The sequence below is a fragment of the Allobosea sp. 01N443 genome, from assembly GCF_056399325.1.
In genome coordinates this window covers 64,864-77,276 of record NZ_JBFTRC010000034.1, presented here as the reverse complement: position 1 = coordinate 77,276, position 12,413 = coordinate 64,864, and the positions used below count along the sequence as shown (strand labels likewise).

Annotated in this window: 11 protein-coding genes and 1 pseudogene; 6 read left to right on the top strand and 6 right to left on the bottom strand. The window is 63.6% G+C overall.

Features of this window, described 5'->3' with window-relative positions; all coding sequences use genetic code 11:
* The 3 genes and pseudogenes from AC1DRP_RS11790 to AC1DRP_RS11780 form a co-directional block, all read right to left on the bottom strand.
* Positions 1 to 216: pseudogene (locus AC1DRP_RS11790) on the bottom strand (MFS transporter); the annotation flags it as partial.
* Between the two features lie 204 nt (positions 217 to 420).
* Complete coding sequence (locus AC1DRP_RS11785; protein WP_476768569.1) at positions 421 to 1,914, bottom strand: aldehyde dehydrogenase family protein; 1,494 nt, start codon at positions 1,912 to 1,914, stop codon at positions 421 to 423.
* Positions 1,817 to 3,472: an acetolactate synthase large subunit gene (locus AC1DRP_RS11780; protein ID WP_441505285.1), complete on the bottom strand. Its 1,656-nt coding sequence runs from the start codon at positions 3,470 to 3,472 to the stop codon at positions 1,817 to 1,819. Before AC1DRP_RS11780 ends, AC1DRP_RS11785 begins: the two co-directional genes overlap by 98 nt.
* Positions 3,473 to 3,795: 323 nt before the next feature.
* Here AC1DRP_RS11780 and AC1DRP_RS11775 point away from each other — a divergent pair, with 323 nt between their 5' ends.
* Together AC1DRP_RS11775 and AC1DRP_RS11770 are read left to right on the top strand one after the other, a co-directional pair.
* Complete coding sequence (locus tag AC1DRP_RS11775) at positions 3,796 to 4,590, top strand: hypothetical protein (RefSeq protein WP_441505284.1); 795 nt, start codon at positions 3,796 to 3,798, stop codon at positions 4,588 to 4,590.
* A 59-nt stretch (positions 4,591 to 4,649) separates the two neighbouring features.
* The gene (locus AC1DRP_RS11770; protein WP_476768568.1) at positions 4,650 to 5,693 is read left to right on the top strand and encodes a 2-dehydropantoate 2-reductase; all 1,044 of its coding nucleotides are present in this window, start codon (positions 4,650 to 4,652) and stop codon (positions 5,691 to 5,693) included.
* A 28-nt stretch (positions 5,694 to 5,721) separates the two neighbouring features.
* On the opposite strand, the gene AC1DRP_RS11765 is transcribed toward AC1DRP_RS11770, so the two are convergent.
* Both AC1DRP_RS11765 and AC1DRP_RS11760 read right to left on the bottom strand, forming a co-directional pair.
* Positions 5,722 to 7,431: a putative bifunctional diguanylate cyclase/phosphodiesterase gene (locus AC1DRP_RS11765; RefSeq protein WP_441505282.1), complete on the bottom strand. Its 1,710-nt coding sequence runs from the start codon at positions 7,429 to 7,431 to the stop codon at positions 5,722 to 5,724.
* A gap of 363 nt (positions 7,432 to 7,794) precedes the next feature.
* Positions 7,795 to 8,082: an HlyU family transcriptional regulator gene (locus tag AC1DRP_RS11760; protein WP_069879743.1), complete on the bottom strand. Its 288-nt coding sequence runs from the start codon at positions 8,080 to 8,082 to the stop codon at positions 7,795 to 7,797.
* A gap of 205 nt (positions 8,083 to 8,287) precedes the next feature.
* Between AC1DRP_RS11760 and AC1DRP_RS11755 the strand changes: the two genes are divergently transcribed.
* The 4 genes from AC1DRP_RS11755 to AC1DRP_RS11740 all read left to right on the top strand — a co-directional run bounded on the left by AC1DRP_RS11755 (position 8,288) and on the right by AC1DRP_RS11740 (position 10,148).
* Positions 8,288 to 8,659 (top strand): hypothetical protein, encoded by a 372-nt coding sequence (locus AC1DRP_RS11755; RefSeq protein ID WP_441505281.1) that lies wholly within the window; start codon positions 8,288 to 8,290, stop codon positions 8,657 to 8,659.
* A complete protein-coding gene (locus AC1DRP_RS11750; RefSeq protein ID WP_441505280.1) occupies positions 8,656 to 9,207 on the top strand; it encodes a TetR/AcrR family transcriptional regulator in 552 nt (183 codons plus the stop codon). The genes AC1DRP_RS11755 and AC1DRP_RS11750 overlap by 4 nt, the downstream gene beginning before the upstream one ends.
* A 176-nt stretch (positions 9,208 to 9,383) precedes the next feature.
* A complete protein-coding gene (locus tag AC1DRP_RS11745) occupies positions 9,384 to 9,701 on the top strand; it encodes a hypothetical protein (protein WP_441505279.1) in 318 nt (105 codons plus the stop codon).
* Positions 9,702 to 9,878: 177 nt separating this feature from the next.
* On the top strand, positions 9,879 to 10,148 hold the full coding sequence (locus tag AC1DRP_RS11740; RefSeq protein WP_476768567.1) for a DUF2798 domain-containing protein: 270 nt from the start codon (positions 9,879 to 9,881) through the stop codon (positions 10,146 to 10,148).
* 61 nt (positions 10,149 to 10,209) lie between these two features.
* Here AC1DRP_RS11740 and rpoD read toward each other — a convergent pair whose 3' ends face one another.
* On the bottom strand, positions 10,210 to 12,243 hold the full coding sequence (gene rpoD, locus AC1DRP_RS11735) for an RNA polymerase sigma factor RpoD (protein ID WP_476768566.1): 2,034 nt from the start codon (positions 12,241 to 12,243) through the stop codon (positions 10,210 to 10,212).
* Positions 12,244 to 12,413: the final 170 nt, after the last annotated feature.

Here is a 12,413-nt window from a genome sequence, read left to right as displayed (position 1 = left end):
CATCAGGATATTGCCGACGCCGAAACCGAGCATGACGGCGGTGTAGGGCAGCGAAGCGCCCGCCCGCGCCGTGCCGAACTCAGCCTGAACGKAGGGAAGCACGACGACCACCGACCAGGTGCCGACGCAGGCGACGGTGCCGACGAGCAGCGCCATCGCCAGCCGCAGCCAGGCATAGGAGGAATCAGGCGCGTAGCGCTCGTGCTGGAGAGACATGTTTCCTCGCCGGCCGATTTCGCAGAACGGCTCTCTTATGACGCGGCGATGATTAGGCACCGCGAACCCACGCGGCAAGCGCTCCGGCCGCAGTGGGGCACGGCGTCCGCAGCACGACGCGGCAGTTCTGGCATCCAAAAGGCAGACGGCGCGCGGGGTGCCTATCCCTCGGCCCGCGAGACCTCGGTTCGCCCGCGGACCAGGCTACGGACGCCGCATCATGATCATCTTCTCCTGCGCCATCTCACGCATGGTGAAGGGAATGCCGCCAATGCCGTAGCCGGACTCGCGCCGGCCCGCGAAAGGCATCCAGTCGGTCCGGAAGGCGGTCGGGTCGTTGATCATCACCGCGGAAGCATCGAGGCGGTCGGCAGCCCGCATCGCGACATCGATATCCTGCGCGAAGACGCTGGCCTGGAACGCGACCGGGAGCGAATTCGCCTGTGCGATCGCGTCATCGAGCCGCCGGTAGCGATAGACGCAGGTCACAGGCCCGAAGACCTCTTCGCGCGAGACCTTTGCCTCAGTGGACGGGTCAAGCAGCACGCTCGGTTGCAGGGTCGTTTCCGAGATGCGGCCGCCGCCGACTGCGAGCTTCGCCCCACCGCTCACGGCCTCCTCGACCCACGAGGCGATCCGGTCGGCCTCGCGGGGATGGATCAGCGGCCCGACTTCGGTATCGGCAAGCGTCGGATCCCCGACACGCAGCTTCGCAACCCGCGCGATCAAGCGTTCGGTGAATGCCGCAGCGATGTCCTCATGCACGAAGATGCGCTGCGTCGACACGCAGACCTGCCCTGCATGATAGTAGCCGCCCTTGACGATCGGCTCGATGATACGGTCGAGATCGGCGCTGCGATCGACGATCGCAGGTGCCGCTCCGCCATGCTCCAGCGCCGAGCGTGCGCCATGGGCAAGCTTGCTGTGCAGATACCAGCCGACCTTCGCCGAGCCGATGAAGCTCAGGAAACCGATGCGCCGGTCTATCGCCAATTTCTCGGCAAGCGCATTGCTCTCAGGAATGAAGCTCTGGCACCAGGCCTCCGGCAAGCCGGCTTCGTGAACGAGAGCCACGAAGTCGCGGCAGGAAAGCGGCGTCGGGCCGGCCGGCTTGATGATCACCGGACAGCCGACGGCGATCGCCGGAGCGACCTGATGCACGATCAGGTTCAGCGGATGGTTGAAGGCCGAGATCGYGGCGACGATCCCGATCGGCTCCTTGGTGGTGAAGGCCCAGCGGCCCGCTCCCGCCGCCGAGAGGCCCAGCGGAATCTCGCGCCCGGCAAAATTCCGCAGCTCGTCGGCGGCATTGTGCACGCCGTCGATTGCGCGGGTGGTTTCGACGATGGCGTCCGGCAGCGGCTTGCCACCCTCGCGCGCGATCTGCATGGCAAAATGATCGCGTCGGGCCTCCATGAGACCGGCCAGTCGCCGTAGAATGGCGATGCGCTCATAGGGCTTCAGCCAGCCATCCCGATCCCGGAACACACGTTCGGCCGACTGCAGCTTGGCTTCGAGCGCAGCAGCGTCATCGGTCTCGATTTCGGCGATAGGAGCGCGGTCAAAGGCTTGAACAACCTGCAGCATCGTCCCTCTCCCGTCAGGCCAGCTCGATATCGGGCGTACGGTTGCGCAACTCGTCCACCAGAACGCGCGTGTTCTCGGAATAGTCGATCGGCACCTCGACGAGATGAACACCGCCACCCGCGAATGCGGCTTCCAGCGTTGGAGCAAGATCCTCCGCTGCGGCGACGCGAGACCCCTTGGCACCATAGGCTTCGGCATACCGGACGAAATCCGGATTGCCGAAGGTCAGGCCGAAATCCGGGAAATTATCGACCGCCTGCTTCCAGCGGATCATGCCATAGGCATTGTCGTTGAGGATGACGACGACGAGATTGAGGCCGAGCCGGACGGCGGTTTCCATCTCCTGCGAGTTCATCATGAAGCCGCCATCGCCGCAGACGGCCATGACGCGGCGTTCGGGATACAGCATCGCCGCCATCATCGCGGAGGGCAGCCCTGCCCCCATCGTTGCGAGCGCATTGTCGAGCAGCAGCGTATTGGCGACATGGGTGCGGTAGTTTCGGGCGAACCAGATCTTGTACATGCCGTTGTCGAGGCAGACGATGCCATCCTCCGGCATCACCTGGCGTACGTCATGGACGATGCGCTGGGGCGTGATCGGAAAGCGGTCCTCATCGGCACGGTCATTGATCCGCGCCAGGATCCTTTGGCGCAGATCGAGCAGCGACACATCGGGTTCAAGCTTGCCGCCGAGCCGTTCGGCAAGCTGCGTCACGGTCGCGCCGATATCGCCGATCACCTCGGCGTCGGGGTGGTAGACCTGCTCCACATTGGCGGATTGATAGCCGATATGGATCACCTTCGGACCGCCAGCGCTCTGCATCAGGAAGGGCGGCTTCTCGACCGTGTCGTGACCGATCGAGATGATCAGGTCGGCCCGGTTCACGGCCTCATGGACATAGTCTCGTTCGGAGAGGGCAGCGGTCCCCATATAGAGGTTCGAGCCGCCGGTGACGGCGCCCTTGCCCATCTGGGTGTTGAAGAAGGGCAGCCTTGTACGCCGCACAAAGGCCGAGAGTGCCTCGACGAGACGCGGCCGGTTGCCGGCAGCACCGATCATGACCAGCGGCCTCTTTGCCGCCAGGATCATCTCGGCCGCGCGGTCGAGCGCCGCGGTCTGCGCAACCGGCCGCTCGAGCGGATGAACCGGGATGACGGGGATGTCGTCGATCTCCTCGGCAGCGACATCCTCGGGCAACTCGAGATGCACCGGCCCCGGCCGTTCTTCCATCGCGACGCGGAAGGCGTCGCGCACAGCAGCCGGGATGCTGGCGGCGCTGACGATCTGCCGTGTCATCTTGGTCAGCGGCTTCATCGAGGCGACGACATCGACGATCTGGAAACGCGCCTGCTTGGCGGTCATGATCGCCTTCTGGCCGGTGATCATGATCATCGGCATGGCACCGAGATGGGCATAGGCCGCGCCGGTCGAAAAGTTCAGGGCACCCGGTCCGAGCGTCGCGATGCAGACCCCCGGTCGGCCCGTCAGCCGACCATGCGTCGCCGCCATGAAGGCCGCAGCCTGCTCATGCCGCGTCAGGACGAGCTTGATACCGGAATTGCGGAGGGACTCGACGACATCGAGATTTTCCTCGCCCGGCACACCGAAGATGCAGTCGACGCCCTCATTCTCGAGCGCCGCTACCAGGAGATCGGACCCCTTCTTCATCACTCGCTGCCTTTCACAAGAGCACTGCCCCGGGGGCAGAGGCTAGAGCGCCGCAGCGCGAAGGGAAAGCGTCATCGGCCACCCTGCCTCGGTATTCGTCGCGAGGACATCCCTTGCCAGGAGAGCCAACCGGCGCACCTGCAGTCGCCCCTCGTCTGCTCATGCCCAAAGATCAGATGCCGAATAGCATCGGCGGCGCGCAATTCCGGTGCACGGAAACTATCGGGCAAACGTGCAGGCTTGGCAGCGGTTGCCGCAGCGTCTCTAGGATAGCCACGCACACTTTCCGATTCGCTGGCCTGGCCTACCCCGGAGAACTGACGATGAACCGGGGACTTTTGCTCGCCCTGATGGCAGCGAGCGCGCCGATCGCGATCGCCACTGCAAGCGAGCAGGATGCCGAGGAGCTCTCGAAACAGCTGCAGAACCCGGTCGCGAGCATGATCAGCGTACCGATTCAAAGCAATTTCCAGTTCCGTGGCGGGCCTGATCGGGATGGCTTTTCGTCGACCAGCAACATCCAGCCGGTCATCCCGGTGTCKCTGAACCAGGACTGGAACCTGATCGTCAGAACAATCCTGCCCGTCATACACCGTGAAAGTTACGGCCCGGCCGATGGCGTGGGCCTCGGCGACACCACCCAGAGCTTCTTCTTCACGCCGAARACCCCGAAGAACGGCTTCGTCTGGGGTATCGGGCCGGCCTTCATGTGGCCGACGGCAACAAGTGACCGCTTCGGCTCGGGCAAATGGGGAGCGGGGCCGACCGCCCTGATGCTGGTTCAGGACGGAGCATGGACGGTCGGCGGGCTGGCCAATCATATCTGGTCCTATGCCGGCCCCGAAGGACGCAAGGATGTCAGCGCGACGTTCCTGCAGCCCTTCCTGTCTTACAGCCTCGGCCAGGGCCTCAGCCTCTCCCTCAATACGGAAGCAAGTTACGACTGGATCGCCCGGCAATGGACGGTTCCGATCAATGTCGGCGTCGGCCAGGTATTCAAGCTCGGCAATCAGGCGATGAGCGCCGGACTAGGCTTCCAGTACTATGCGGTCAGACCGACCGAAGGGCCGCGCTGGGGCGTTCGTGCCACGCTGACCTTCCTCCTCCCGGAGAAATAGGAGCGAAACGCGCGGGCGTCCGGCTTGCTGCGGATGGAGGCGTTGGGCATCCTTTCCCGATGGCGGGAATCTGCATCTACGGCGCCGGTTCGGTCGGCTGTTATATCGGCGGCCGGCTGCTCGCGGCTGGCGCCGATGTCAGCTTCGTCGGCCGTGAGCGCATCGCCTCCGAGATTCGCCGGCATGGCCTTGCACTGTCGCATTACCAGGGTGGACGCTGGCAGCTCCCGCCATCGACCATCGACTTCTCGACCGTTGCCGGGGCTGCAAAGGCAGTTGGGCTGGTATTGGTGACCGTGAAGTCGGCTGCGACACGTGCTGCCGCTGCCGAACTCGCAACGATTCTCGGCCCCAAGACCATCGTCATCAGCTTCCAGAACGGCCTGGGCCATGCCGACCGTCTGCGTAACGCCTTGCCAGGCCGAACTGTGCTGGAGGGCATGGTCCCGTTCAATGTGGTGATGTCGGGGCCAGGCACCTTCCATCAGGCGTCGCAAGGCGCGCTTGCGGTCAAGGCGCATGCGGAGCTTGATCCCTATCTCGCAGCCTTCACAGCCGCCGGGCTGCCGCTCAGCCAGTACCCGGACATCGTGCCGGTTCAATGGGCAAAACTGCTGTTCAATCTCAACAACGCGATCAACGCACTCGCCAACGTCCCGCTGAAGGAAGAACTGTCGCAACGCGCCTACCGGCGCTGCCTTGCGCCGGCCCAAGCGGAGGCCCTCGCACTGCTGGAACGCTCAGGCATTCGTCCGGCCCGGCTGACGCCATTGCCCGCCAGCTGGCTTCCGCGGCTGCTCGATGCGCCTGACTGGGTATTTGCAAGGCTGGCGAGCAAGATGCTGACGATCGCCCCGGTCGCGCGCTCCTCGATGGCGGATGATCTTGCAGCTGGCCGCCCGACCGAGATCGACTGGATCAATGGCGAGGTGCTGCGCCTGGCCGAGCAGCATGGAACACGCGCGCCAGCGAACGAGCGGCTGCATGCATTGGTGCAGGCGGCCGAGAGGAGCACCACGCGCCCGCACTGGTCCGGAGAAGCCTTGTTTGCGGAACTGCGGCAGGCGGCCGGCACGCACGAACAGCGGGCCGTACGGCGATAGCCGCCCCCGGATAAGCAGGCGATGCCGCTCAGGCGCCGCCAGTCAACGGGGCATAGGCCGCGGCATCCAGTGGCCGGCCGAGCAGATAACCCTGCGTTGAGTCGCAACCCTCGCAGATCAGGAAGTCGAGCTGTTCGGGTGTTTCGACGCCTTCCGCCACCACCTCGATGCCCAGGGCATGCCCAAGCTGGATGATGGCGCGGGTGATCGCAACGGCTTCGAGCGTGACGCCGAGCGTTGCGACGAAGCTGCGGTCGATCTTCAGCGTCGTCAGAGGAAAGCGATGAAGATAGGACAGCGACGAATAGCCGGTGCCGAAATCATCGAGCGCGATCCGCACCCCAAGTGCGCGCAGGCGCGACAGGGTTGCCATGGCGCGGTCGGCATCGGTGACCATCACCCCTTCGGTGATCTCGAGTTCCAGCCGCTCCGGATCGAGGCCGGTCTCCCTCAGCACCTCCTCCACGAGGCCGGGCAGCGCGTCAGCCGCGAATTCGAGCGGCGAGATGTTGACGGAGATCCTGAGGGGCTCTTTCCAGCGCACCGCTTCGCGGCAGGCCGCGCGAAGGACGTGAGCCCCAAGCGCGGCGATAAGGCCGCCCTCTTCCGCTGCTGGGATAAACAACGAGGGTGAGACGACGCCACGTGAAGGATGGCGCCAGCGTGCCAATGCCTCGAACCCGACGACGCTGCCATCCGCCCGGAACTGCGGCTGATAATGCAACAGGATCGCCCCGGTCTCGATGGCCTGGCGCAGATGAGCGCGCAGGTCGAGACGTTCGCGCTCGCGCTCCTGCTCGGCAAAGTCAAACATCCGGACGCGGCTGCGCCCTTCGGTCTTGGCGAGACGCAAGGCCGCATTGGCGGCGTCGAGCAATCCGGTTTCGCTGTCGCTGTCCTCGGGGAAGCGGGCGCAGCCCATGCTGACGCTCACCGCGTGACGGGCCCTTCCATTGATGAAATCCGCTTCCAGGGCAAAGCGCACCTGTTCGGCCTGCAAGAGACCATGCTCTCCACCCGGGGAGTGTCGCGACACCAGGACGAATTCGTCGCTGCCGATTCGCGCCGCGAAGCTGCCCTCGATCGATCCCAGACGCCTGGCGAGTTCGATCAGGAGGCTGTCCCCAGTTACCTGGCCATACTCCTCGTTGAAACACTTGAAGCGGTCGGGATCGATCCGCATCACAAGGAAGCTCTCGCCTTCATGCTTCGCGCGTTCCATGCGCTCGGCCAGATACGAGCGAAGGGCGAAACGGTTCGGGAGCCCCGTCAGGGCATCGTTGCGGGATAGATGGGCGATCTTCTTCTCGGCATACTTTCGCTCGCTGATGTCGACCAGCAGATTGAAGCCCCCGACGAGCCTGCCGCTGGCATCGAAGAGCGGCGTCGGAAATGGCATGAAAGGGATGCAGCTCCCATCAGGCCGCTCGGCCTGCGCCTCGACGCCCCGGATGGGCCGGCCCTCGCGCAGCGCAATCGCCATCGGGCACTGATCATGCGGCAGATGCTCACCGTCCTTGGTCAGCAAGCGGTGGGAAATGCACCAGAAATCCGCGCCAATGCGCGGTTCGCGGCCGGCAAACTCGGCAGCAGCGCGATTGAAGTAGGTCAGGCGCCCATCGGCATCCGTGACATAGACGGCAGCGGGAAGCTGATCGAGAACGCTCGCAAGCCAGGCGTTATCCTCAGCGCGAGAGCCTAGCAGCGGCATTGCAGCAACAAGGGGCGCGAGATCCACGTCGCTCCCGGCGAAAGTCGCAAGCCCGGATATCACGGCGCCCGCTGCGTTTGCGAGGCGTGATCAAGAGCTTCTGGGTCGGCAGCTGCTCGATGCATCGAGAATTCCGTGTCGCCTCATTCTGTGGTCACTGAGCGATGACAGCACGGAGATGCCAATAAAATATTAAGCCCCCGATCAATTGGGATGGAGAAAACCCGACATACGGAACTAAAGAGACCAAAATATCCAAATTTGAAAGTCTATTACGGCAGATTACAACACATAATCTCAAATCTATACGAAATGACACAAGAAAAAAGTCAGATAAAAAGCAAGAATGTCGCAAAGTAAGGAACGATAATCCTCGGGACAGTGGAAATTCTATTTGAAAATGGCTTCACCCTGCTCATCGATGAGCTGCTGCCCCTTCAGCAAGGTAAAGTCGGCGGCCTCCGCCACACCAGGGAAACGATCCGCCCGCACGAAGCGATGCGTCTTCAGGTCACCACCGACATCCTTCTCGATGACGCCGCAAAGCTGATACTGCCCGCCCTCCTGGTAAGGCGTGGCGTGAATCGTGAAGCCTCTGTGCTCCAAGGTCTTGAGCGGTCCAGGGGCCGGTTTCTCGGCCTTCTCACCAAGGCCGAACAGGGATTTCAGGAATGACATGGGGCCTCCATCGCGATCTCGATCTGTATAGGGCAGAAACAGCCCGAGAGGGAGCCAGCCTCGTGCATCTTCACATATATTGAGCGACGCGGGCGCTCCTCAGCGATTGTACAACTCGCCATCGCACGCGTCCCCTGGCCTCCTTGCCACACATAACGTTTAATACCATACTGTATGGTATTAAACGAACATCGAGTGCACTCGGATGAATGGTTGGTTCCTGGGCGCTGCAGCGATCGCAGTCTTGACCTGCGTGATCCATGTCTGGCTCGGTGGGCGCGAAGTTGCCCAGCCGCTCCTAGCCTCCGGCGGGTTGGGCAAGGTGCCCAAATTCACCAATTACTATTGCTGGCACCTGGTCACGATCGTGCTGGCGGGGCTCGCGCTCGCTTTCGGCCTCGTTGCCTGGCACGCAGGCAGCCGCGACCTTGGGGCGTTTGCGACAGGGTGCGCTGGACTCTTCGCCCTCTGGAGCCTGGCCATGATCCGGCGCTTCCGGCTGAGACCCACTCATTTCCCGCAATGGGCCCTGTTCATTCCCATGACCGCCTGCGGCGCACTGGGGTTGTGGTGGTGAAGGCAGCCGCCCGCCGTTTCTCGCAGAAGGATTGGCTCGACCTCGGCCTCGAGGCGCTTGCTGAAGCCGGCCCTGCCGGCGTGACCATCGAAGCGCTCTGCCGGCGCGGCGGCAAGACCAAGGGCTCATTCTACGCGCATTTCGTGACGAGCGAGGCCTATCTCAGCGCACTCGCGGAGCATTGGCGCGAGGCTTACACCCGCCGGCTCGTCGAAGCCGCCGATACCGGCGAACATCCGGACGCCAGACTCTCCGTCCTCGACCAGATGGCGCTGCGCCTCGACAGCCGCGTCGAGCAAGGCATGCGCCGGCTTGCCGCCAACGACACCGCCGTGAGGCGCGTTTGCATCGAGGTGGACCGTGAACGCATCGCCTATCTCGCCGGGCTGCACCGGGCCTCCGGACGCTTCGATGACAAGAATGCGCTCGCTCTCGCTCGTCTCGAATACGCAGCCTTCATCGGCTTCCAGCAGATCGACACAGGCGCCGGCAACGCGGGCGCGGCCGAGAGTTATCGGCTGCTCCTCAAGCTCGCCGGCAGGACCTGACCACCGCATGGTGAAGGGCCGGACCTTGACCTCACCGTTCAGTGATCCCCCCATCGACTTTCGGCGTTTCTTGAAAGCAGGCAACCTGGATCCCACGTTTTAAGGGTTCAGGGCGACCGTCGTGCCCCTTGACGCCAGGTTCATCTCTCGCGGCGCCTCTGAATAGGGAGGTGGCCATGAGACGGATCAGGACGCTGTCGTCCCTGCTGCTCGCACTCGCCACAGTGAGTTACGCGGGTACTGCGCAAGCACAGGCGCCGCGAGGGCCGCCTTGCGCAGCGCGAAGCGAAGTCGTCGGACATCTGCGCGACATTTACGGCGAACACCTTGTCGGCAACGGCCTCGCCGAGGGCGGCTATATGCTTGAGCTCTTTACGGGCCCGGCCGGTAGCTGGACCGTTTTTGCCACCACGCCCGAAGGCATGAGCTGCCTGATTTCGGCAGGCAACTCATGGGAGCCGCTGCCAAGGCCCGACATCTTCGCCGGCCGCTGAATCGGAAGGGGAATGTGGTGCTTGGCAGGAGGCCAGGCAGCGGTTAGAAGGCCGCATCGCTCCAGGGAGTGGTCGTAAGCGTCTCACGTCAGGCAACGCATCCACCGCGGCGTTGCGCCGATGGATGCCGAAAGCGCCTCCCCAAGCGACACCGCCTGTCCTGAGAGCTCGTTCTCCATGTCTCCGACTGACGTCTCACGCCCGCGCTGCAAGCTGCCGGCACGATATGCCGGCATCGTCATGCCCTTCATCCTGTCGATCGTAATGACCTTCATCGTCTCAGGCATCTCGACATTGAAGGCGCTCGGTCCTTCCATGACCGCGCTGCAGACTTGGCCCGCCTCCTGGGCCCTGTCCTGGCTGGTCGCCTTCCCGACTTTGCTTGTCGTGCTGCCCCTCGTGCGACGGCTAGTGGCACTTGTCGTCGCCACGCCCAGCCAAGGCTGAAGGTCCCCCTCAAAAGGAAAGGGCGGCTCGCGCCGCCCTTCCCTGATCCCGAGTGCTGAGTTCAGTTGTCGAGGAAGCTGCGCAGCTTCCGCGACCGGCTCGGGTGCTTGAGCTTGCGCAGCGCCTTGGCTTCGATCTGACGGATACGCTCGCGCGTCACCGAGAACTGCTGGCCGACCTCTTCGAGAGTGTGGTCGGTGTTCATGCCGATGCCGAAGCGCATGCGCAGCACACGCTCCTCGCGCGGCGTGAGCGAGGCCAGCACCCGCGTCGTCGTCTCGCGCAGATTCGACTGGATCGCCGCGTCGATCGGCAGGATCGCGTTCTTGTCTTCGATGAAGTCGCCGAGATGCGAATCTTCCTCGTCGCCGATCGGCGTTTCCAGCGAGATCGGCTCCTTGGCGATCTTCAGCACCTTGCGCACCTTTTCGAGCGGCATGGCGAGCTTCTCGGCCAGCTCCTCAGGCGTCGGCTCGCGGCCGATCTCGTGCAGCATCTGGCGCGAGGTCCGGACGATCTTGTTGATCGTCTCGATCATGTGCACCGGGATGCGGATGGTGCGGGCCTGATCGGCGATCGAGCGTGTGATCGCCTGCCGGATCCACCACGTCGCGTAGGTCGAGAACTTGTAGCCGCGACGATACTCGAATTTGTCGACCGCCTTCATCAGGCCGATATTCCCCTCCTGGATCAGGTCGAGGAATTGCAGGCCGCGATTCGTGTACTTCTTGGCGATCGAGATCACGAGACGCAGATTGGCCTCGATCATCTCCTTCTTCGCCTGCCGGGCTTCGCGCTCGCCCTTCTGGACCATCAGCACGATCTTGCGGAATTCCTGGATCTCCAGGCCGGTCTCGGAGGCAAGCGTGTGGATGTCCTCGCGCAGCTCCTTGATCCGGTCCTTCTCGGACCCGACGAATTCGCGCCAGCCGCGCGAACCGAGCTTGGAGACGCGCAGGACCCATTTGGGGTCGAGCTCGCCGCCGACATGCTGCTTGAGGAAATCGTCGCGCGCGACGCCATAGGTTTCGGCCAGGCGGAGCAGGCGCGTCTCATGCGAGATCAGGCGCTTGTTGATGTCGTAGAGCTGCTCGACAAGCGCTTCGATGCGGTTGTTGTTGAGCGAGAGCGACTTCACCGCGGTGATGATGTCGTCCTTGAGCTTCTTGTACTTGCGATCCTGCGACGGCGAGAGCTTGGTGTTCTCCAGCCGGTTGGCGATATCCTGGTCCTGCAGACGCCGCAGCTTCTTGTAGTTGTCTGCGATCGAATCGAAGGTCTCGAGCACGCGCGGCTTCAGCTCGGCTTCCATTGCCGAAAGTGAAACGTTGTTCTCGATGTCGTCGTCATCCATCTCGGGCGGCGGTTCGCCACCCTCGCCACCGAAGGCCGGGGCGCCGCCTGCCGGCTGGCCTTCGCCTTCTTCGCCCTCTTCACCCGGCAACTGCACCGGATTCTTGCCGTCGGGACCGGCATAAGTGGCTWCGAGATCGATGATGTCGCGCAGCAGAACCTTGCCGTCGACGAGTTCGTCCCGCCAGATAATGATGGCCTGGAAGGTCAGCGGGCTTTCGCAGAGCCCGGCGATCATCGCCTCGCGGCCGGCCTCGATGCGCTTGGCGATCGCGATTTCGCCTTCGCGCGACAGGAGCTCGACCGAGCCCATCTCGCGCAGATACATGCGGACCGGATCGTCCGTGCGCTCGGTCGGCTCGAGATTGCGCTTGACCTCGACCGGCAGCGCCGAACGGGAGGTCTCGACGAGATCGCCCTCGCCTTCTTCGTCGTCGCCGCCGCCGTCCTTGCCGCGCTGGGCGCGTTCCTCGCCGGCGGCCTCGGGATCTTCGTTGTCGACGACGTTGATGCCCTGCTCGCTGAGCTGGCCAAGCACGTCCTCGATCTGCTCCGAGGAGAATTCCTCGGAAGGCAGGACTTCGTTCAGTTCGTCATAGGTGACATAGCCGCGCTTCTTGGCGAGCTTGATCATCCGGCGTACGGCCTGATCCGYCAGATCCAGCAGCGGCCCATCAGTGGTCGGGGGGGCTTCCGGTGCGACCTGATCGGTCTTTTCCCGTTCGCTCGCTTTAGTCGCCATCAATCAGCGCTCCGCACTCTCGCGTGGCAGGAGGCGCGAAGTGCCCCATGTCGACGCATAAAAGGGCGGCGCGGCCGCTGGTCCGGCGCGCTCACCCCACCCAAATCATCTCGACCAGATGGACCCGATCCTCCTTAGGAATCGTGAACCACCCATGCCCCGTGCGACAG

What these genes read in the sequence shown, in the direction of transcription:
- AC1DRP_RS11780 (WP_441505285.1), bottom strand. Translation starts at nt 3,472, where the DNA reads ATGAAGAAGGGGTCCGATCTCCTGGTAGCGGCGCTCGAGAATGAGGGC.
- AC1DRP_RS11770 (WP_476768568.1), top strand. Translation starts at nt 4,650, where the DNA reads ATGGCGGGAATCTGCATCTACGGCGCCGGTTCGGTCGGCTGTTATATC.
- AC1DRP_RS11760 (WP_069879743.1), bottom strand. Translation starts at nt 8,082, where the DNA reads ATGTCATTCCTGAAATCCCTGTTCGGCCTTGGTGAGAAGGCCGAGAAA.
- AC1DRP_RS11755 (WP_441505281.1), top strand. Translation starts at nt 8,288, where the DNA reads ATGAATGGTTGGTTCCTGGGCGCTGCAGCGATCGCAGTCTTGACCTGC.
- AC1DRP_RS11745 (WP_441505279.1), top strand. Translation starts at nt 9,384, where the DNA reads ATGAGACGGATCAGGACGCTGTCGTCCCTGCTGCTCGCACTCGCCACA.
- AC1DRP_RS11740 (WP_476768567.1), top strand. Translation starts at nt 9,879, where the DNA reads ATGTCTCCGACTGACGTCTCACGCCCGCGCTGCAAGCTGCCGGCACGA.